25 protein-coding genes are annotated in these 20,803 nt (G+C 39.0%); 23 read left to right on the plus strand and 2 right to left on the minus strand.

What is annotated here, in order from left to right:
- Nucleotides 1-112 precede the first annotated feature (112 nt).
- The 9 genes from MKX83_RS04825 (at nucleotide 113) to MKX83_RS04865 (ending at nucleotide 6,283) form a co-directional block, all read left to right on the plus strand.
- Complete coding sequence (locus MKX83_RS04825) at nucleotides 113-790, plus strand: ABC transporter permease (RefSeq protein ID WP_095370468.1); 678 nt, start codon at nucleotides 113-115, stop codon at nucleotides 788-790.
- The gene (locus tag MKX83_RS04830) at nucleotides 791-1,696 is read left to right on the plus strand and encodes an ABC transporter ATP-binding protein (protein WP_341054405.1); all 906 of its coding nucleotides are present in this window, start codon (nucleotides 791-793) and stop codon (nucleotides 1,694-1,696) included.
- A gap of 239 nt (nucleotides 1,697-1,935) precedes the next feature.
- Complete coding sequence (locus MKX83_RS04835) at nucleotides 1,936-3,246, plus strand: NtaA/DmoA family FMN-dependent monooxygenase (RefSeq protein ID WP_095370466.1); 1,311 nt, start codon at nucleotides 1,936-1,938, stop codon at nucleotides 3,244-3,246.
- A gap of 15 nt (nucleotides 3,247-3,261) precedes the next feature.
- On the plus strand, nucleotides 3,262-4,245 hold the full coding sequence (locus tag MKX83_RS04840; RefSeq protein ID WP_095370465.1) for an ABC transporter substrate-binding protein: 984 nt from the start codon (nucleotides 3,262-3,264) through the stop codon (nucleotides 4,243-4,245).
- A 281-nt stretch (nucleotides 4,246-4,526) separates the two neighbouring features.
- Nucleotides 4,527-4,682: a hypothetical protein gene (locus MKX83_RS04845; RefSeq protein ID WP_341054410.1), complete on the plus strand. Its 156-nt coding sequence runs from the start codon at nucleotides 4,527-4,529 to the stop codon at nucleotides 4,680-4,682.
- Nucleotides 4,679-5,089 (plus strand): hypothetical protein, encoded by a 411-nt coding sequence (locus MKX83_RS04850; RefSeq protein WP_341054411.1) that lies wholly within the window; start codon nucleotides 4,679-4,681, stop codon nucleotides 5,087-5,089. Before MKX83_RS04845 ends, MKX83_RS04850 begins: the two co-directional genes overlap by 4 nt.
- Nucleotides 5,086-5,343: a hypothetical protein gene (locus MKX83_RS04855; protein ID WP_341054413.1), complete on the plus strand. Its 258-nt coding sequence runs from the start codon at nucleotides 5,086-5,088 to the stop codon at nucleotides 5,341-5,343. Before MKX83_RS04850 ends, MKX83_RS04855 begins: the two co-directional genes overlap by 4 nt.
- Complete coding sequence (locus tag MKX83_RS04860; protein ID WP_341054415.1) at nucleotides 5,340-5,852, plus strand: hypothetical protein; 513 nt, start codon at nucleotides 5,340-5,342, stop codon at nucleotides 5,850-5,852. The genes MKX83_RS04855 and MKX83_RS04860 overlap by 4 nt, the downstream gene beginning before the upstream one ends.
- The gene (locus MKX83_RS04865) at nucleotides 5,849-6,283 is read left to right on the plus strand and encodes a hypothetical protein (protein WP_341054418.1); all 435 of its coding nucleotides are present in this window, start codon (nucleotides 5,849-5,851) and stop codon (nucleotides 6,281-6,283) included. The genes MKX83_RS04860 and MKX83_RS04865 overlap by 4 nt, the downstream gene beginning before the upstream one ends.
- A 346-nt stretch (nucleotides 6,284-6,629) precedes the next feature.
- On the opposite strand, the gene MKX83_RS04870 is transcribed toward MKX83_RS04865, so the two are convergent.
- On the minus strand, nucleotides 6,630-6,875 hold the full coding sequence (locus MKX83_RS04870; protein ID WP_095370463.1) for a ferredoxin: 246 nt from the start codon (nucleotides 6,873-6,875) through the stop codon (nucleotides 6,630-6,632).
- A gap of 492 nt (nucleotides 6,876-7,367) precedes the next feature.
- On the opposite strand from MKX83_RS04870, the gene MKX83_RS04875 reads away from it, so the two are divergent.
- From MKX83_RS04875 to paaX, 13 genes are all read left to right on the plus strand, one after another.
- Entirely contained in the window at nucleotides 7,368-8,693 is a 1,326-nt protein-coding gene (locus MKX83_RS04875; RefSeq protein ID WP_307314841.1) for a phenylacetate--CoA ligase family protein, read from the plus strand.
- Nucleotides 8,694-8,813: 120 nt separating this feature from the next.
- Nucleotides 8,814-9,764, plus strand: a complete 951-nt coding sequence (gene paaA / locus MKX83_RS04880) for a 1,2-phenylacetyl-CoA epoxidase subunit PaaA (protein ID WP_307314839.1) — start codon at nucleotides 8,814-8,816, stop codon at nucleotides 9,762-9,764.
- Nucleotides 9,765-9,777: 13 nt separating this feature from the next.
- Nucleotides 9,778-10,116 carry a 1,2-phenylacetyl-CoA epoxidase subunit PaaB gene (paaB, locus tag MKX83_RS04885; RefSeq protein WP_341054425.1) on the plus strand — a complete coding sequence of 113 codons (339 nt, stop codon included), beginning with the start codon at nucleotides 9,778-9,780 and terminating at the stop codon, nucleotides 10,114-10,116.
- A gap of 1 nt (nucleotide 10,117) precedes the next feature.
- Nucleotides 10,118-10,927: a 1,2-phenylacetyl-CoA epoxidase subunit PaaC gene (paaC, locus tag MKX83_RS04890; protein ID WP_289432915.1), complete on the plus strand. Its 810-nt coding sequence runs from the start codon at nucleotides 10,118-10,120 to the stop codon at nucleotides 10,925-10,927.
- Between the two features lie 31 nt (nucleotides 10,928-10,958).
- Nucleotides 10,959-11,459 carry a 1,2-phenylacetyl-CoA epoxidase subunit PaaD gene (gene paaD, locus MKX83_RS04895; protein WP_224934585.1) on the plus strand — a complete coding sequence of 167 codons (501 nt, stop codon included), beginning with the start codon at nucleotides 10,959-10,961 and terminating at the stop codon, nucleotides 11,457-11,459.
- 15 nt (nucleotides 11,460-11,474) lie between these two features.
- A complete protein-coding gene (locus MKX83_RS04900) occupies nucleotides 11,475-11,780 on the plus strand; it encodes an EthD family reductase (RefSeq protein ID WP_095370457.1) in 306 nt (101 codons plus the stop codon).
- Nucleotides 11,777-12,553 (plus strand): enoyl-CoA hydratase/isomerase family protein, encoded by a 777-nt coding sequence (locus tag MKX83_RS04905; protein WP_095370456.1) that lies wholly within the window; start codon nucleotides 11,777-11,779, stop codon nucleotides 12,551-12,553. The genes MKX83_RS04900 and MKX83_RS04905 overlap by 4 nt, the downstream gene beginning before the upstream one ends.
- Nucleotides 12,554-12,567: 14 nt before the next feature.
- Nucleotides 12,568-13,341: an enoyl-CoA hydratase-related protein gene (locus MKX83_RS04910; RefSeq protein WP_095370455.1), complete on the plus strand. Its 774-nt coding sequence runs from the start codon at nucleotides 12,568-12,570 to the stop codon at nucleotides 13,339-13,341.
- A gap of 17 nt (nucleotides 13,342-13,358) precedes the next feature.
- Nucleotides 13,359-14,876 carry an aldehyde dehydrogenase family protein gene (locus tag MKX83_RS04915; protein WP_095370454.1) on the plus strand — a complete coding sequence of 506 codons (1,518 nt, stop codon included), beginning with the start codon at nucleotides 13,359-13,361 and terminating at the stop codon, nucleotides 14,874-14,876.
- A gap of 77 nt (nucleotides 14,877-14,953) precedes the next feature.
- The gene (locus MKX83_RS04920) at nucleotides 14,954-15,823 is read left to right on the plus strand and encodes a 3-hydroxyacyl-CoA dehydrogenase (RefSeq protein ID WP_095370453.1); all 870 of its coding nucleotides are present in this window, start codon (nucleotides 14,954-14,956) and stop codon (nucleotides 15,821-15,823) included.
- Between the two features lies 1 nt (nucleotide 15,824).
- Nucleotides 15,825-17,030: a thiolase family protein gene (locus MKX83_RS04925; RefSeq protein ID WP_307314830.1), complete on the plus strand. Its 1,206-nt coding sequence runs from the start codon at nucleotides 15,825-15,827 to the stop codon at nucleotides 17,028-17,030.
- 295 nt (nucleotides 17,031-17,325) lie between these two features.
- Nucleotides 17,326-18,102 (plus strand): enoyl-CoA hydratase-related protein, encoded by a 777-nt coding sequence (locus tag MKX83_RS04930; protein ID WP_095370451.1) that lies wholly within the window; start codon nucleotides 17,326-17,328, stop codon nucleotides 18,100-18,102.
- 71 nt (nucleotides 18,103-18,173) lie between these two features.
- Nucleotides 18,174-19,058, plus strand: coding sequence for a phenylacetic acid degradation operon negative regulatory protein PaaX (gene paaX, locus MKX83_RS04935; RefSeq protein ID WP_095370450.1), 885 nt, complete (start codon nucleotides 18,174-18,176; stop codon nucleotides 19,056-19,058).
- Nucleotides 19,059-19,066: 8 nt separating this feature from the next.
- Here paaX and MKX83_RS04940 read toward each other — a convergent pair whose 3' ends face one another.
- Nucleotides 19,067-19,597, minus strand: a complete 531-nt coding sequence (locus MKX83_RS04940) for a gamma carbonic anhydrase family protein (protein ID WP_307314825.1) — start codon at nucleotides 19,595-19,597, stop codon at nucleotides 19,067-19,069.
- 82 nt (nucleotides 19,598-19,679) lie between these two features.
- Between MKX83_RS04940 and MKX83_RS04945 the strand changes: the two genes are divergently transcribed.
- A complete protein-coding gene (locus MKX83_RS04945) occupies nucleotides 19,680-20,630 on the plus strand; it encodes an NAD(P)H-dependent flavin oxidoreductase (protein ID WP_095370448.1) in 951 nt (316 codons plus the stop codon).
- Nucleotides 20,631-20,803: the final 173 nt, after the last annotated feature.

Raw genomic sequence — 20,803 nt, forward strand, 5'->3', positions numbered from 1 at the left:
ATCATATCATTTTTAAGAAGCGATTGTGGAAATTTAAGGTAGAATTAAGGTGATGTTACTCATTAGGTAAGGTGAGTCTATTATAGTAGTTCGTAAGGAGGGAATAACATTGATGGCAATTACAAAGAAGGAATTCTTTCAATTATTCAAAAGTGTGAAATCGATTATTATGATTGTTGTTCTTTTAGTCAGTTCTTATTATTTTGCAAAGTATACGGAGCAATTAGTACCAATTCTGGAGTTAGAACAAACTTCAAGTTGGTATGCGGGTGGTCTACTGATAATCTTGCTACTTTTTGGTCCATTATTCGTGATGTCATTATCACATGATGTCTTAAATCGAGAATTGAGTGAGCGTACGATGCGCTTTCTTGTCACGAAGACATCCAAAGCAAATATTCTGTTTGGTAAATTTTTAGGAGTATGGATTTTTTGGTTTGTCTGTTTTACTGTCTGTTATGTAATAACGTTGTTTTATTCTAAGTCATTTGATGGGCGATTATTTTTGGAAACAGTAAGTTTATTAACTTACCTTGTCGTTATTACATTATTGTTATCAATTGTCATTAAGAGTCCACAATATACAATGTTTATTGGTGTGATTTTTGGGATGGCCTTTTCAATCTTTCAAATGGTTATATTAGAATCTACAGCATGGTATAGCTATCTAAAATATTTGATGCCGCTATTCTATATGCAAGACGAAGATTTTAAGTTTCTTATCGTTTTTTTACAAGCTGCTGTTATGTATAGTATGACTTATTTTATTTTTAAAAGGACGGATTGTTAAATGAATGTGATAGAAACGAGAGATATAGTAAAGCGCTTTGGTAAAGTCGATATTGTAAAAGGGATAAACTTAAAAGTAGAAGAAGGAGAGGTTTTCGGTTTTCTTGGTAGAAATGGGGCAGGAAAATCTACTTTTATAAATATATTAACAGGTATTCTTCGACCAACTTCTGGCTCATTTAGTATTCTAGGAGAAAAGGTACCAAATGAAGAAGTGAAAAAAAGAATCGGAGTATTGCCTGACTATACGGCATTCTATCATCATATGAATGCAATTGCTCATTTAAAATATTTTGCCAATATTTCTGGAAAAAAAGTGACGACTGCAGAATGTTTACGTGTCTTAAAATGGGTTGGACTTGGTTTAGATGCGAATAAAAGAGTGGGTAAATACTCATTTGGGATGAAGAAAAAACTAGGGTTAGCTCAAGCGATTATTCATGATCCGGAAGTATTATTTTTAGACGAACCAACCTCGGGATTAGATGTTGAATCTGCGATAGAAATTCAACAATTAATCATTAAGTTAAAGGAAATGGGGAAAACGATATTTTTAACTTCGCATAATTTATATGAAGCTGAAAAGCTCTGTAACAGAATTGGAATTATGAAAGATGGCAAGCTACAGAAACTTGGTACAATTGCTGAACTTAAAGCGTATTACCGGTCGAAGCTGATTGTGACAATGAAACATTCAATTTTTCCGCAAGATCAAGAACATACGGTCATCCAATGGTTAAATAATATGAGTGAAGAGATACAACGAGAAGATGAGAAAACAATAATAACTTTAGAAAAGGAGGAACAAATTGCTCAAATTGTAAGAGCTTTTAACCAATATAAAATTGATATTTTTCGTATTGAGGTAGATGAGCCTAGCCTTGAGGAAGTATTCTTAGAAGGATAGACCGGATTTTAAGTATCATAAAGGTAGCCTATAAAACCATTCTTGGTTCGGGCTACCTTTTATTTTTTACATTTGAGCTAAAGAAAAAATTAACAAATAATTTCAAAATAACACTAGATTTTTTTTTCATTCCATCCTATAATGAAAATGATTCTCATTATCAAACAGAATCTCTGAATGAAAATCGTTTTTTATATGGGAATGTTAGTGGCAGCAACTGTAGGGAAGGTTGAATAGTAATGAGTGAGAAGCATCTTTGTATAGGGTTATCATTATCACCTACTTGGTTAAATGGCTGGGGTTGGCGCAAAAAAGATAGTAGTGCAGAACGTATATTTTCTGCTGATTTTTACATAGAGCTGACGAAAAAAGCAGAAGAAGCAAAGTTGGACTTTGTATTCAAACCAGATGCATTATTTTTGCATCCAGAAAGAGTCAATATATCACCAGCGATGGGAGGATTAGATCCGACATTGTTGATGACGATGCTAGCAGAGCACACAAGTCAGATTGGATTGGTCACAACTGTTTCGACTACTTTTAACCCACCATACGTGATTGCAAGGCAATTACAGACTCTTCATCGATTAAGTGAAGGAAGAGCAGGGTGGAACATTGTCACTTCTATTGAAGGTGGAGATAATTTTGGCCATAAGAATATGCCTTCTTCAGAGGAAAGATATAATCGTGCGAAAGAGAGCGTAGATGTTATTCATAGGTTGTGGAGGAGTTACCCTGCTGAAGCTTTCTTAGTTGATCGGGATGAAGGGATATTTGCTGATAAAGATAAAATTCATCCAATTGATTATCAAGGTGATTTCTATGATGTGAGAGGACCGCTGAATTTACCTGCTCATCTTGCTGGAGAATTACCATTATTTCAAGCAGGTGCTTCTGATGCTGGGCGTGAGTTTGCTTCTGGTGTAGCATCAGGAATCTTTGCTGCCACACCTACAATCGAATCAGCGATAAGTTATCGTCAAGATTTGCGCAATCGTGCAAAGTCAAAAGGTAGAAAAGCTGATGATATTGTTGTATTACCAGGATTATCACTTTTCTTAGGAAATACAACTGCTGAAGCAAAAGCGCTTTATCGTGATGCTTTTGCACATCTAAGTCTGGAGCAACAATTGGCAATGGTACGGCGTATACTGGGCCTGGATCTGAGTGGATTTGCTAAAGATGACAAAGTAACTGCAGCGCACATACCGCATAATGATCGACAAGTGTATAGCAAAACACATGCAGGACTGTTAAAAGATTACATTATCAAAAATGAACCAACAGTTCAGCAATTACTATCAAGGCCAGAGGTTATCAGTTCGGCTCATTGGATAATCATCGGCACAGTCGAGGAGGCTGCACAGCAGATTGAATACTGGCTGGATAAAGGAGCAATGGATGGTTTTATTGCTTTACCAGGTGGTTCAATAAGGTCACTACAACTATTTTTCGATAAGCTGCTACCATTACTTGTAGAAAAAGGATTGTTCAGAGAAGAGTATGAAAGTAATACATTTATAACAAATCTAACAAAGAAGAAGAACTAGAAGGAGAGAATAATAGTGAATAGAAAGTGGATGTTAGCTAGTTTAATGATGTTCATCATGTTAGTATTAGCCGCTTGTGGTGGAGGTAGTAGTGAAGAGTCAAATGCTTCGAACAAAGAGGAAGATGATGCAAAAACCGAAGAAAGCAGTGAAGATGGTACAAAAACAATTGAGTACTTAGGTAAATCATACGAAATCCCTGCTAATGCAGAGCGAATCGTAATTACTGGTGCCATGGAAGCAATGGAAGATGCGTTAGCATTAGATGTACATCCAGTGGGGGCTATTTCAGTTGGAGGAGAATTTCCTGAAATTTATACTTCTATCACAGATAAAGCTGAATCTATCGGTGAAAAAAGACAACCGAACTTTGAAAAAGTGCTTGAGTTACAACCAGATGTTATTTTAGCAACATCTAAATTCCCTGCAGATGTAACAGAGAAATTAGAGAAAATTGCTACGACTATTCCTGTTTCTTATATCTCTACTGATTGGGAAGCAAACTTAAAGTTAATGGGTGAGATTTCTGGAAAAGAAGATAAAGCAGAAGAAGTATTAAATGCATATAAAGAAGATGTAGAAACTGCAAAAGCATCTATTGCTGGAGAATTAGAAGGTAAAAAAGTAGCAGCTGTACGTATCCGCGCAGGTCAAGTATTTGTTTATCCACAAGATGTATTCGTCAATCCTGTTTTATATAGTGAATTAGGATTAGAAGTACCAGCAGAGATTGAAGCAGCAGAAAACCAAGCACAACTTTCAATTGAGCAGTTAGCAGATATGAATCCAGACCACCTATTCATCCAATTTGCTGAAAGTGAAAATGCAGAGGCGAAAAACGCTTTAGAAGATTTACAAAACGATCCTATTGTGAAAAACATTACGGCATTTAAAGAAGATCAAGTATATGTAAATACGATTGATCCACTATTAGAAGGCGGCCCTGCAAATAGCCGTGTTGAATTTTTAAAAGCATTACAAGAAGATTTATCTAAATAATATCGCAGGAATAAGGAATATCATCAAAAGATGATAGTACTCTAGCAGTTATTGTCCCATATACACACCATCCATATTTTTTTTCGCTCTCGCCTATGGACCCCCTTTTCGACGTGCTGAGCTATATATCCATTATGGACAATAATTGACTAGATTACCTTTTTCTATATAGAATTTCGAGGCCACCCAATATTTTGGGTGGCCTCATTTGTCTCCGCCGGTATTTAATCATTTTTTAAGAAGAAGGCGTGTTTGCAATTCACTCAGAAAGGAATCCGGGAATGAGTGCTTCGCAAAAGGTGTTTGCAGGTTACTCAGGAAGAAACTCGGGGATGAGCGCTTCGCAAAAGGTGTTTGCAGGTCACTCAGAATGGAAACTGCGGATGAGTGCTTCGCAAAGGTGTTTGCAGATCACTCAGGATGGAAACTGCGGATGAGCACCTCGCAAAAGGTGTTTGCAGGTCACTCAGCAAGAAACTCGGGGATGAGCGCCTCGCAAAAGGTGTTTGCAGGTTACTCAGCAAGAAACTCGGGGATGAGCGCTTCGCAAAAGGTGTTTGCAGATCACTCAGAATGGAAACTGCGGATGAGTGCTTCGCAAAAGGTGTTTGCAAATCACTCAGAATGGAAACTGCGGATGAGTGCTTCGCAAAAGGTGTTTGCAGATCACTCAGAATGGAAACTGCGGATGAGCGCCTCGCAAAAGGTGTTTGCAGGTCACTCAGCAAGAAACTCGTGGATGAGCGCTTCACAAAAGATGTTTGCAGGTTACTCAGAAAGAAACTCGTGGATGGGCGCATTGCAAAGGTGTTTTCAAGTCACTGAGGAAGAAACCCGGAGATGAGCGCTTCGCAAAAGGTGTTTTCAAGTCACTCAGCAAGAAACTCGTGGATGAGCGCCTCGCAAAAGGTGTTTTCAAGTCACTCAGAAAGAAACCCTGAGATGAGCGCCTCGCAAAAGGTATTTGCAGATCACTCAGAATGGAAACTGCGGATGAGCGCCTCGCAAAAGGTGTTTGCAGGTTACTCAGAAAGAAACTCGTGGATGGGCGCATTGCAAAGGTGTTTTCAAGTCACTGAGGAAGAAACCCGGAGATGAGCGCTTCGCAAAAGGTGTTTTCAAGTCACTCAGCAAGAAACTCGTGGATGAGCGCCTCGCAAAAGGTGTTTTCAAGTCACTCAGAAAGAAACCTTGAGATGAGCGCCTCGCAAAAGGTATTTGCAGATCACTCAGAATGGAAACTGCGGATGAGCGCCTCGCAAAAGGTGTTTGCAAGTCACTCAGAAAGAAACCCTGAGATGAGCGCCTCGCAAAAGGTATTTGCAGATCACTCAGAAAGGAAACTGCGGATGAGTGCTTCGCAAAGGGTGTTTGCAGATCACTCAGAAAGGAAACTGCGGATGAGCACCTCGCAAAAGGTGTTTGCAGGTCACTCAGCAAGAAACTCGGGGATGAGCGCCTCGCAAAAGGTGTTTGCAGGTTACTCAGCAAGAAACTCGTGGATGAGCGCTTCACAAAAGATGTTTGCAGGTTACTCAGAAAGAAACTCGTGGATGGGCGCATTGCAAAGGTGTTTTCAAGTCACTGAGGAAGAAACCCGGAGATGAGCGCTTCGCAAAAGGTGTTTTCAAGTCACTCAGCAAGAAACTCGTGGATGAGCGCCTCGCAAAAGGTGTTTGCAGATCACTCAGAAAGGAAACTGCGGATGAGTGCTTCGCAAAGGGTGTTTGCAGATCACTCAGAATGGAAACTACGGATGAGCGCCTCGCAAAAGGTGTTTGCAGGTCACTCAGAAAGAAACTCGTGGATGAGCGCCTCGCAAAAGGTATTTGCAGATCACTCAGAATGGAAACTGCGGATGAGCGCTTCGCAAAAGGTGTTTGCAGGTCACTCAGCAAGGAAGCCGGGGATGAGCGCTTCGCAAAAGGTGTTTGCAGATCACTCAGCAAGAAACTCGGGAATGAGCGCCTCGCAAAAAGTGTTAGCAAGTCACTCAGCAAGAAACTCGGAGATGAGCGCCTCGCAAAAGGTGATCTGAGTATAATTTTTATCTTTGGAACAAGTTCCAAATAAATGAAGCCCGTAATTAATAGTTTCTTACTATAGAAAAATTATATAATGATATTAATTTATTATTACTTATTTTACTATATTTACAATTATATGGATTATTAATCATTACAATGGTAAAGATCGTTGCCCTTAAAAAATTATTCGAAAGTATAAGCGACGAAAAACAGACAGTATCTTGAATCTACCAAGAAATAATTCGCCATTTAAATAAGACCACAAAAAATATTAGCAAGGTTTATATATTACGAAGTGAGCGAACTATTTTACAAGAATAAAACCCGAGTACGCAAGGTACCCGAGCAATTAATTCTTTATGATTCAACGGGCACACCGTTAAATGGTGTATCACTCAATTTGATCGAATCTGTTGGACATCCATCGATGGCGTCTTCAACGTCAAAGAGGAGATCTTCTGGTATTGGTTCATTTCCTTGGTTATCATCGAGAATGACAAAAGAGATTCCTTCGTCATCATAATCATACACATCTGGAGCGGAAGCACCGCAAGCGCCACAAGCAATACAAGTTTCTTTGTCTACAATCGTATATTTGGCCATGATATAACCTCCAATAAAAGTTTAGATACTAATTATAACTAAAAAAATACGGTTAACTTAATAATGTTATATACGGAATGATAATTGGAGAATTATGATTTGTCAAATATTTTAGAAATAAATAATTTACGGTTATAACCCTAATTACCAATGTTTTTGACTTATTATAATTATATTACCTCTATTTTAAAATATCTGATTTTTGTTTACATTTAAAAAATTTTGTGATAATTTAAGTGAAAATAAATATAACTTTTTTACGGTTGTAAACTTGTAAAAGGTTATATTTATATATGTTTTTTAAATGAAAGCGTTTTAAAAACGGGCTTTTTCTATAGAAGGCTGGTGCTCAAAAGCTTTTTTACAAAAATACTTACACAATCTCCACATAACAACACTGTTCATTGGGGTGTTTCAAAGATTAAAATAATTTACTTATATGAGTAGCTATCAAAAAGAAAAAGCCACAATAACCAATAAGGAGATAAAAAGATGATTCTACACAAAGCTGAAACCTTTAGTAAGTCTGAAATGGAAGCGCTACAGTTAGAAGGATTAAAGAAAACTGTGAATCGAGTATTTGAACATGTCCCTTTCTATCAAAATAAGTTTCAAGAATTAAATATTACTCCGAATGATATCCAAACGCTTGATGATTTAAGTAAACTTCCTTTCACAAAAAAATCCGATTTAAGAGATAACTACCCTTATGGCTTGTTTGCGGTAGAGATGAAGGATGTCCTTCGCGTACATGCTTCATCTGGTACAAGTGGGAAACCAACGGTAGTTGGTTATACTAAAAATGATGTTGATAACTGGGCTGATTTAGCTGCTCGTGCGATTGCCTTAGCTGGTGGTGAACCGGATGGCATTTTCCAAAATGCCTATGGCTATGGGCTATTTACTGGGGGATTAGGGATTCATTTTGGTGCAGAAAGGTTAGGAATGGCGACAGTTCCGGTATCTGGTGGCAATACCGATCGCCAAATAATGATTATTGAGGATTTCAAACCGACAGTGATTGCAGGTACCCCTTCTTATATTTTGAAAATTGCAGAAGAAATGAAAGCGCAAGGCAAAGATCCAGCTAAGAGTTCCTTAAAATATGGCATTTTTGGTGCAGAACCTTGGACAGAAGGTATGCGTAAAAAACTTCAAGAGTTGTTCGGTATAAAGGCAAGTGATATTTACGGATTAAGTGAAGTGATGGGACCAGGTGTAGCGATGGAATGTCATGAAGAACAACAAGGTCTGCATATTGCTGACGATCATTTCTTGGTAGAAGTAATCGATCCTGATACGTTAGAACCAGTAGCTGAAGGAGAAATCGGCGAACTTGTTTTTACTAGTTTAACGAAGGAAGCGTTTCCAATTATTCGTTATCGTACAGGAGACTTAGCTTCAGTAAAATCTGGTACTTGTTCTTGTGGTAGAACAACGAAAAAAATGTCCCGAATTAAAGGGCGAATCGATGACATGATGATTATTCGCGGTGTAAATGTATTTCCTTCTGAAATCGAGCATTATTTATTACAAATAGAAGAATTGGCACCTATCTATCAAGTACATTTACTCAATGATGGGGTACTGGATAGTGTAGAACTTCATGTAGAAATGGATGAATTTATGTATCAAAAATCGAACGGTGTCGATTTAGAGGGATATACTTTAGGTTTAATGAAAAAAGTACAGCATTCCATGAAAAATAACTGTCTAGTTTCGATGAAAGTTAAAGTACATCCACCAAGGAGTATCCCGAGATCAGAAGGAAAAGCTGTTAGAATCGTTGATAAGCGACAAGTCGAAGTCATCTTGTGAAAAGATTAAAATGAATAATCAGAAAAATAAATTTGCTTTATAACATAACTATAATATATAATATCGTTATATAAACGTTATATAAAATATAAAATAACTCAAAGAAGAGAGGGAAGGTAGATGAGTAGTTCAGTTGTAGCGGAAACAGAAGAACAAAAGTATGAACAGTTTATGGAACGGATCAATCGCGGTGAACAAATCGAAGCTGATGATTGGATGCCTGAAGATTATCGCAATACATTAATTAAATTGATTTCTATGCATGGAATCAGTGAGATTATGGGAGCGCTTCCAGAGAAAGAATGGGTACCTAAAGCCCCGTCTATACAAAGAAAACTCGGCATCATGGCAAAGGTACAAGATGAAATGGGGCATGGCCAATTACTATTGCGTGTCGCTGAAGACTTACTTAAGCCTACTGGCAAAACACGAGATGACATTATGCAGGATCTTTTTACAGGAAAATTGAAATTTCACAATGTATTTCATATGCCGGCACCGAGTTGGGGAGATGCAGGTTTAATTGGTTGGTTAGTAGATGGTGCGGCTATCATCACACAGACCAATATGCTTAACAGTTCGTATGCACCCTATTCGAGAGCATTGCATCGTATTTGTGCGGAAGAAGTCTTCCACGCTCAACACGGTGAATCGATTATCATGGCATTAGCAGAGGGAACAGAGGAACAAAGAGAAATGGTGCAAGATGGTGTGACAAGATGGTGGGAGTCACTTCTGTTATTCTTCGGACCCCCAAGTTCCCAAGTAGGCAAGTCAAAACAAGATATTACCATCAAATACAAAATCAGACCAAAAACAAATGAAGAATTGCGTCAAGCGTTCCTCACAAAATATGTACCTAGAATTCTATCTCTTGGCTTAGAGATTCCTGATCCAACCATCCGTTTTGATGAAGAGAAGCAAGAATGGACCTATCAACAACCTGATTGGTCGAAATTAAAAGAAATCATGAGAAATAATGGTCCTAAATCTCAGGAACGCTTAAATCTTCGCCGCGTATCTTACGAAAATAATGCTTGGGTGCGAGAAGCATTAGGTCAGATTAGCTAAAGGAGGAAGTCAGATGGGTAGTAATAAATTTTTTCAAGAATTCGAAGTATTTAGTAAAAAGACATCAAAAGCAGCCTTTCAACATCAATTTAGCTTGCTTGCCCCTAATGCTGAAATGGCTATGGTTATGGCACAGGAGAACTTTTTGCGCCGTGAACCTGTAGCAGATATTTGGGTGGTTAATCGTAAAGAAATTCATGGTTTAAATTATGAAGAAAAGCAGATGTTGAACCGGTTAGATAATAAGGAATACAGAACAACAAAAGGGTATGGCTACTTAAAGAAAAAATGGCGCCATTACGAGCAACAAATGTTAGATGAAAAAGAGATTCTATCATGGGGGGAGAAGTAAGATGAGCACAAATGCAGTGGAAATGACACCAGCGCATAAAGAAGCACTTGCTGAGCTTTTATTTCAGCTTGCTGATGATGACTTTCTCCTATCTTACCGCGGTTCAGAATGGCTAGGGCTGGCGCCTCATATTGAAGAAGATGTTGCTTCATCTTCCATCAGTCAAGATACGATGGGTCATGCGAAAATGTATTTCGGTTTACTAGAAGAGCTGGGGTATGGAAAGATAGATGATCTAGCACATGGACGATCGGCGAAGGAAAGAAAGAATAGTATATTAGTAGAACGCGAAAATGGTGCAGGCTACTATATGGAAACACCAAGATATGATTGGGCATATGCAGTTGTTCGCAATTATTTCTATACGCTAGCGAAAAAAGTAAAAATAGATTCATTGAAAAAAACCACCTATCAGCCACTGGCTGAAGTAGCCACAAAAGTTAGCATGGAATTGTTTTACCATCATATACACTGGAGAACATGGTTTACGCAATTATTGTCTTCATCTGACGAGGCTAAAGAGCGTATGAACAAAGCAATTGAAGGAGTAATGGCTGACTTTGGTGATGTTTTCTCTTATGGTAATGCATCTCAAAGCTTTAAAGAATTTGCTTTAATTGAAGATGCAACGGTATTAAAACAAAGATGGGAAGCAGCACTTGAAGAAGTAGTGAAAGCGCTTCATATCGAATCGCCTATCATACAGCAACCAGATCGAAATGGACGTTTAGGGGAACACACTGAGGAACTTGACCGTGCGTTAAGTACGTTATCAGAGGTTTATCGCCTCAATCCTACTGTTCCTTGGTAAGACTTTTTAGAACATGTGAGGAGGAATAGAGATGTATCAACCGACTTTAGTAGCTGAAAAGGACATTATGGAAGCGCTCGAATTAGTTCAGGACCCTGAAATTAGCACAGTGAGTGTGGTAGACCTAGGGATGATCGAGGGTGTAGAAATACATGATTCGCATGTATCGATTACGATGCTTCCAACCTTTTTAGGGTGTCCAGCGCTTGAAATCATCAAGAAGAATGTGGTCGAACAAATCCAAAGTGTAGCGGGGGTAGAAGCAGTAGAAGTATTATTTAAAACTGCACCTCCATGGACTTCAGATCGCATTACAGAAAAAGGACAAAAAGGACTAAAGGCGTTTGGTATTGCTCCACCTCCAAAGCATTTTACAGAAGACGGTTCTTGGCATGTGGATTGCCCCTATTGCGGATCAACCTATGTCACGCTTGATAATATATTTGGACCGACAGCCTGCAGAAGTATTTTATATTGTAAATCATGTAAAAATCCATTTGAAGCAATGAAACCAATATCAAACTTAATGTAAAGGGGAATATAAACAATGGTCAAATTAATCGCATTTTACAAGCAACCTGAAGATAAGGCAGCATTCGATGAGCATTATTACAATGTACACGTGCCAATTACTGAAAAAATTCCTGGATTACAAAAAATGAAAGTAACAAAAATGGTCGGTACACCAACCGGTGATGAGCCCAAATTTTATTTAATGTGTGAAATGTACTATGAAAATCATGAAGCATTGAAAAATGGTATGAAGTCACCTGAAGGTAAAGCATCAGCGAAAGATGTAATGGGGTTTGCAGGTAAACTGGTTAGCTTTGCTATCGGTGAAGAAGACGAATGAGTGAATACGCGTTTATAGAAACAAAAGTGGAGGATTATATTGGCATCATTGAGCTAAACCGTCCGAAGCAATTGAATGCTCTTAATCGTCAAATGATGAAAGAAATTGTTCAGGTAATGGAGCGTTATGATCAGGACGATACCGTGAGAGTCATCTTACTCAAAGGCAAAGGAAGAGCTTTTTCAGCAGGCGCAGATATTGACGAAATGTCGAATGATGATCCCATTCATCTAGAGCTGCTAAACCAATTTCAAGATTGGGATCGTCTTTCAGTGATAAAAAAACCGATTATCGGCGCTGTACAAGGCTTTGTTTTCGGAGGGGGATTTGAACTGGCCTTAAGTTGTGATGTATTGATTGCAGCTGAAGGTACGGAATTCTCCTTTCCTGAAGTTAATCTAGGTGTGATGCCAGGTGCTGGAGGTACACAGCGTTTAACCAAACTTGTAGGTCGCACGCTCGCATTAGAGTGGATATGGAGTGCGAAACGTATTCAAGTAGAAGAGGCGCAATCTCATGGCTTTGTAAATAGAATTGTATCTGGCGAACTATTAGAAGAAGAAACATTAAAGTTTGCGAAAATGATTGCAGAAAAGCCGCCACTAGCCATCCGCCTCATTAAAGATTCCGTTAATAAAGCGGTTGATTATTCTTTATATGAAGGCATGCAATATGAGCGAAAAAACTTCTATCTACTCTTCTCTTCAGAAGATCAAAAAGAAGGAATGAATGCTTTTATTGAGAAAAGAAAGCCCAAATTCCACGGAAAATAGAAAGAAGGTTGGCAATGTTCAATACAATTAATTATGAATGTCATGAAGGAATCAGTTGGATCAAGCTGAATCGTCCCGATAAATTGAACGCTTTTATTGCAGAAATGAATCGCGAAATTACACAAGCAGTAAAGCTAGCGGGTAAAGATGAAAAAGTACGCTGCATCGTTATTACTGGTGAAGGTAGAGCGTTTTGTTCCGGGCAAGATTTAGCTGAGGTAAATGATGATACGAATCACGGTGATTTACTAAGAAATCATTACACACCGATGGTAAAAGCAATAATGGCTTGCGAAAAACCTATTATTGCGGCGGTGAATGGCGTAGCTGCAGGTGCTGGATTTAGTTTAGCTTTAGCGTGTGATTTCCGTCTTGCTTCAGAAAAAGCTAGTTTTATCAATGCTTTTGTTAATATTGGTCTAATTCCGGACTCTGGTAATTTACATTTTCTTAGCCATTTAGTTGGCCGAGCAAAAGCGCTAGAGATTTCTGTTCTAGGGGAAAAAATCCCTGCACAGAAAGCCTTGGAGCTGGGTGTGATTAATCGCGTCATTCCACAAGATACTTGGCAAAAAGAAGTAGAGGAATTTGCAATTAAATTAGCGAAAATGCCTACAAAAGCCATTGGCTTAATTAAAAGATACTTAACACTGGCAGAGAATCTCCCGCTAGATGCTTATTTAGAAAAAGAAGCAGAAGGGCAACGAATTGCTGGTTTAACAAAGGATGCAAAAGAAGGCGTTCAAGCATTTATAGAGAAAAGACAACCTGAATATATCGGACAATAAAATTAGGAGTGGTAGACATGGCAACAGTTCAAGAAACAGCTAAAGAAGCAGTATCAATGAAGAGAGATTACTATCACCTGATAATTAATGGCGAAAAAGTAGAAAGCACAGGCGGAGCAACAATCAAAACTTATAACCCTGCTACTGGTGAATTATTGGCAGAGGTGGCAAAAGCGTCAAAAGAAGATGCAGAAAAAGCAGTTTTAGCAGCAAGAGAAGCATTTGACAACGGAAAGTGGAAGAAGTTTCCCGTTAATAAAAGATCGCGTATTATGAATAAAATCGCTGCTATTATGCGTAGTCGATTTAATGAACTTGTTGAATTAGAGATGCTTGATACGGGTAAAACATTAAGCACAGCACAAGGACAAGTGATGCAAGCGATTGAGGATTTTGAATTTTATGCAGGCGCGATTGTTGGCCACCGCGGAACAGTCAATCCAATGGCAGGACAATTTCACAACTATACTGAAAAGGAACCTGTAGGGGTTTGTGCACAAATCATCCCCTGGAACTATCCTCTAATGATGGCTGCTTGGAAGGTTGCTCCTGCGATTGCAGTTGGATGTTCAATCGTTGTGAAACCAGCTAGCTTAACACCACTTACAGCGATTATTTTAGGAGAAATCTGCATCGAAGCAGGTGTCCCAGCAGGAGTAGTAAATATCGTTCCTGGATCAGGTAAAGATGTAGGGAATTACTTAGTAGAGCACGATAGAGTGGATAAAGTGGCTTTCACAGGATCAACACCAATTGGTAAAGATATTATGGCGAAAGCTTCAGATACATTAAAACGCGTGACATTAGAGCTAGGTGGAAAATCACCAAATATCGTTTTCGATGATGCGGATATTGATGCAGCAGTTGTAGGATCAATCTACGGAATTTACTATAACACAGGTCAATCTTGTGAAGCTCGTTCTCGTCTCTATGTACATGAGGATATATACGATGAATTTGTAGAGAAATTTGTTGAAAAAACAAAGTCATTAACATTAGGTAATCCATTTGATAAAGGGACACATGTTGGTGCTATTATTGATCAGAACCAATGGGATGTCATTGATGGTTATGTGCAATCTGCCAAAGAAGAAGGCGCTGAAATTCTTGCGGGTGGGAAAGGTGCGCAAGTAGAAGGATTTGAAAATGGCTTTTGGTATGAGCCTACAGTGATTGCTAATGTGAATCATGAGATGAAAGTGGTTAAAGAAGAAATCTTTGGGCCAGTTGTTGTCATCATGAAATTCAAAGATGAAAAAGAAGCAGTTAAACTGGCGAATGATACTGTGTATGGTTTAGGCTCAGCTGTTTGGACAAAAGACGGAGCAAAAGCAACTAGAGTAGCAAACAAAATTGAAGCAGGAATTGTTATGGTGAACTGCCCATTCTCTGCTTTCCCTGGTACACCTTTTGGTGGTTACAAACAGTCAGGTTTCGGTCGTGAACTATGTATTGAAACATTAGATCTTTATACAGAAACAAAAAGTATTATTTCTTATTTTGGGAACAAACCGCTGAACCCATTCGGCATTTAAGGAATACACATATGCGGATGCCAAGACTATTGACGCTTGGCATCCGCCTTCATTTATGGGAAATAGAGGAGGAGAGCATGATGAGTAAAATTGTTGTTGTCGGATCAGGTGTGATGGGCAGAGGGATTGCTTATGTGAGTGCAGTCGGTGGATACGAAGTTGTCTTGAATGATATAAAGGAAGAAGCGTTGAACAGTGCAAAAAAAGAGATTGAAAGTATTTTTGCAAAAGGTGTTTCTCGTGGGAAAATTACGGGTGAACAATCAGCCGCGGCTCAAGCGAATCTAAGCTATGCAACAGACTTGAAACAAGTAGTGGCTGATGCGGATCTTGTTATTGAGGCTGTTCCAGAAATTGCGAGCATTAAAAGGGACATTTTTGAAACGATAGATCAATTTGCACCTGGACATTGTCGTTTTGCCTCCAATACATCAACAATGAGCCCGACGGAAATTGGCTCTTATACGAACCGTCCAGAAAAAACAATCGCCATGCACTTCTTCAACCCGGTACATAAAATGCCGCTAATTGAAATCATTCGCGGATTAGAAACGAATGATGACACAGTTGCTTTTATTGAAGGTGTTGCTGGCAAAATGGGTAAGGAAACAGTTGTTGTAAATGAGTTTCCAGGGTTTGTAACGAGTCGAATGAGTGCGCTCGTCGGAAATGAAGCATTTTACATGCTTCAAGAAGGATTAGGGACGCCAGAAGATATTGATAAAGCGATTAAGTTAGGTCTGAATTATCCGATGGGGCCATTCGAATTAGTCGATTTGGTAGGTTTGGATGCAAGATTAAACAACTTAAGGTATTTACATGAAAAATTAGGTGAAAAATACCGTCCTGCTCCATTACTAGAACAATACGTCAAAGCTGGCAGATTGGGAAGAAAATCTGGCAAAGGCGTCTATGATTACACGAAAAAACCCGAGGAGGCCCTGTAAAATGAGAGAAGTTGTTATCGTTGATGCAGTAAGAACACCAATTGGTCGCTATAAAGGCGCATTAAAGGATGTCCGTCCCGATGATTTAGGTGCAACAGTCATTAAAGCATTGGTCGATCGGAACCCTGGGTTACCTGCTGAGCAAATAGAAGAGGTTGTCCTAGGCAATGCCAATCAAGCGGGAGAAGACAATCGGAACGTTGGGCGTATGTCAGCCCTTTTAGCAGGTTTACCTATTGATGTTGCAGGTACAACATTGAACCGCCTCTGTGGGTCCGGATTAGATGCTGTTTTATATGCAGCACGTGCGATTGCCATTGGTGAAGGTGACGTTTATATTGCTGGTGGTACAGAGAGTATGACGCGTGCACCATTTGTGATGGCTAAACCGAGTAAAGACTACCCAAGAGGTAATATGGAAATGTTCGATACAACGATTGGTTGGCGTTTTACGAATAAAAAGCTTCATGAAATGTATGGTACAGACTCGATGCCACAAACAGCTGAAAATGTAGCCAAACGTTACAATATTTCTCGTGAAGATCAAGATAGATTTGCTTACGAAAGCCAACAACGTGCAAAAACCGCTATGGACGCTAATATTTTTAAAGAGGAAATGGTCCCTGTTGTCTATCACGATCGTAAAGGAAATGAAGTAGTAGTGGATACGGACGAGCACCCACGTCCCGATACCTCATTAGAAAAGTTAGCTAAACTACGTCCCATTTTTGAAGGCGGAACAATTACTGCAGGCAATGCTTCTGGTGTCAATGATGGTGCAAGTGCATTGTTAATTATGAGTGCGGATAAAGCAAAAGAGTTAGGACTAAAACCATTAGTATCCTATGTTGCTGGTGCAACAGCCGGACTAGAACCAGCAGTCATGGGACTCGGCCCAATCTATGCATCAAGAAAGGCGCTAGACCGTGCCAATTTATCTACAGCTGATATTGGCTTGGTTGAACTAAACGAAGCTTTTGCATCACAATCAATAGAATGCGTGAAACAACTTGAATTAGATACAGACAAAGTCAACGTCAACGGAGGGGCGATTGCCTTCGGTCACCCATTAGGGGCAAGTGGTGCGAGAATTCTTACGACATTGATATATGAAATGAAACGTAGAAAAGAAACATATGGACTAGCAACGATGTGTATTGGAGTGGGACAAGGTATTGCTGCTATTGTGAAAAATGTAGAGGAATAAAGAATGATATTGTTTGGCAATGTCCCCTTCATGTATAAGGGGACATTGCAGCATTTAATAGGGAGTAAATCTTGTGTTATTAAGTGAAAAGGCAAGAACCATTATCAGAGGAAAGTGATCCACGCTATGTCGAAAGTGTAAAATTTTCGTTCTTGGTAAATGAGAGCCTCACAAAAGAGGGCATTATAGCAATGGCAAAATCCTGATATTAACAATCCATAAATTATGGTGTCACTAGGCTAAACATCCAGCGATTAAATCTATCAAATAGTATCCTTTAAAGGAGGAAAACTCAATGACAAACGTATTATTCAAGCTAGAGAATCATATTGCAACGGTTACGATTAATCGTCCAGACGTCCTTAATTGTTTTGATTATGCTACACTGAAACAGCTTCAAGAAACGGTAGCGGATATGCAAATAAATCCAGATGTACGTGTGGTTATTTTCACAGGGGCAGGAGATAAAGCCTTTAGTGCTGGAGCAGATTTAAAAGAAAGAAAAACATTGAATGAACAACAAACAAGAAGAAATGTCCGCTTAATTCGTGATGTGTTCAATGATATTGCAAATCTACCGATGCCAACGATTGCTGCAATAAACGGATATGCCTTTGGTGGAGGGTTCGAACTGATTCTTGCTTGTGATTTTGCTCTCGCAGTAGAAGATGCTAAATTAGGTTTAACTGAAACGAGCTGGGCAATCATTCCAGGTGCTGGTGGTACACAGCGCTTACCGAGAGTGGTTGGAGAAATGAAAGCGAAGGAGTTAATCTTCACAGCCGCGAAAATATCTGCCAATGAAGCATATGGATTAGGAATTTTGACAAGAGTAGTAGAGAAAGAGGCTTTACAATCGACTTGCATCAACTTCGCACAACAAATGTTGAAAAGCGGGCCTGTTGCGCTCATCCAGGCAAAATATGCAATCTCACAAGGGATGAACACGGATATTCAAACTGGGATGGCGATTGAATCGAAGGCATATGAACTAACGTTACCGACAAATGATCGTGTCGAGGCACTGCAAGCATTTAGTGAAAAAAGACAACCGGTGTTTCAAGGGAAATAACTATTGCGTTTCTTTGTCTTTTTTAGATAAGATAAAAGATAAAGTACGAATGGAAAAAGAGTGTGATAGAAATGGGCAATAATACGCAATCTTTAATCTTTACGATATATGGAGATTACTTGCGTCATTATGGCAATAAGATTTGGATAGGTACGCTCATTCACCTACTGAAAGAATTTGGCCATAATGAGCAGTCAACAAGAGTAGCCATGTCCCGAATGTACAAGCAAGGCTGGGTTCAGTCTGAAAAGAAAGGGAATAAAAGCTATTACTATTTGACCCCGCGTGGAGAAGATCGGATGGAGGAAGCTGCGGGTAGGATATTTAAACTGAACCCGCATAGTTGGAAAGGTAAATGGTGTTTTCTTATGTATTCGATTCCAGAGGAAAAACGGCAGGTTCGTGATGAGTTCAGAAAAGAGCTTGTTTGGAGTGGATTCGGTAGTTTTCAAAATGGTTTTTGGATCTCACCAAATAACCTAGAAAAAGAAGTCAAGCAACTTGTTAAGAAGTATGAGATAGAGTCTTATGTTGACTTCTTTGTTTCGGAATATAAGGGGCCTCAAGATAGCCTGTCATTAGTGGAGAGAAGTTGGCCTGTAGATGAAATTCAAGCAAAGTATGAAGAGTTTATTTCTACATATAGTAAGCAATATATTATTCATCAAAGTATGATTCAAGATGGGAAAATGACGAAAGCAGAGTGTTTTGTCGAAAGGACATTACTTGTTCATGAATACCGTAAATTTCTGTTTATCGATCCAGGTCTACCGAAGGAGCTCCTTCCTGTAGAGTGGAATGGGAACCATGCAGCACTTTTATTTACGCAATATTATAAATTACTTGCAGAACCTGCAAATGAATTCTTCGAAGAGATTTTTCGGAAGGATAATGATATCAAACGAAAAGATGCCGATTATGATGTGTCGAAGCATCCTTTAATGAGTGAAGAATAAAACGATGGCTATTTCTGGCCATCGTTTTTTACTTGTTGCCCTTGAAATTCTGCGCCTTTTTGCACATAACTATCAATAGAAAGTTGTATTAACGCCAGATCCTTATCATCGATTGCACGTACAACTTTTCCGGGTGAGCCGATCACAAGGGAGCGTGGTGGAATTTTTTTATTGGCTGGTATAAGCGTATTGGCACCAATAATACATTCTTCTCCAATGTGTGCCCCATCTAAAATGGTTGATCCCATACCTACAATTGAGCGCTTACCAATATGGCAACCATGAAGAATAGCATTATGGCCTACTGTTACTTCATCTTCAATAATTGTTGGTGAACCTTCATATAGATGAATGGTTGCATTATCTTGAATACTACACCGTTCTCCAATGATTATTCTATCTTCATCTCCTCTAATGACAGCATTAAACCAAACAGAGGATTGTTTCCCAATGATTACATCGCCAATAATATAAGATCCTGGTGCTTGAAATACGGTTTGATCTACAGAAGGTTTCTTGTCTCGGTAAGGTATGATCATTATTTTTTCCTCACTTTTATATTTTTTAGAATTGTCATACATTAAAATTTATTATAACATAATTATTACAGGTGGTGAAAAAATGAAATACTTAACAACTCTTTTAAATATTCAATATCCCATTATTCAAGGAGGGATGGGCAATATCAGCTCTGCACAATTAACAGCGGCTATATCTGAAGCAGGGGGCTTAGGGACGATCGGTTGTGGGACATCATCCGTTGAAGAAGTAGCCGAAAAGATTAAAGCAGTGAAAGAAATGACAACAAAACCGTTTGCCGTCAATATTCCCCTGACTGTTACAGAAGACGTAATAGGGATGATGAAATTGGTTATAAAAGAGCAAGTGCCGATTGTTTCTCTTTCAGCAGGGAATCCAGCACCATACATAGCTAAGCTACATGAGGTGGGGATAAAAGTCATTGTCGTAGTCGCTTCAGTGAAGCATGCTATGAAGGCGGAACGAGCAGGAGCGGATATATTAGTAGCGGAAGGTTTTGAGGCAGCGGGAATTAACTCAAGCTTAGAACTTACGACTTTTACGTTAATTCCACAAATCGTCAAGGCTGTAAATGTTCCGGTTGTTGCAGCTGGTGGTATTGGTGATGGGAGTGGATTAGCAGCAGCTATGATGTTAGGAGCAAGTGGTTGCCAAATGGGAACGAGGTTTATTGCCACAGAAGAAGCACCTTTTCATGAAAACTATAAGAAAAAAATCATTCAGGGTGATGACCTTTCAACAATGATATTAGGCAGACCACATGGGAAAGTAAGAAGAGTCATCACTGTGCCGTATACTCAAACAGTACTAGCAGAACAGGAAAATGATTCAGTTGAACAATATTTAGCAAAAACATCGGAAACACAGCATGTATTAGGCGCTATTGAGGGTGATTTTGAAAACGGCTTCATAAATGGTGGGCAGGTTGTTGGGCTTATTGACAGAATCCCGACTGTGAAAGCCTTAATTGAACAAATGATGAAGGATTTAGAAGCGCAGGTAAGTAAAATTCATCAGCAGTTATTTAAATAAGTAAAAGAGTCACGACATTACTAGATGAACTAATTTCAAAAACGAACAATAACAAAATATAGTTTATAAAAAATCATTTGCAAAAAAGTCCGTTCCATTGCACTACAGACACTCGCTTTCCGCGGGGAGGGGCTGAGCCTCCTCGGCATTGCTGTAGTGACCCCTAAAAGTTA

This window comes from Cytobacillus sp. FSL M8-0252 (assembly GCF_038007345.1).
GTDB lineage: Bacteria > Bacillota > Bacilli > Bacillales > Cytobacillaceae > Cytobacillus > Cytobacillus kochii.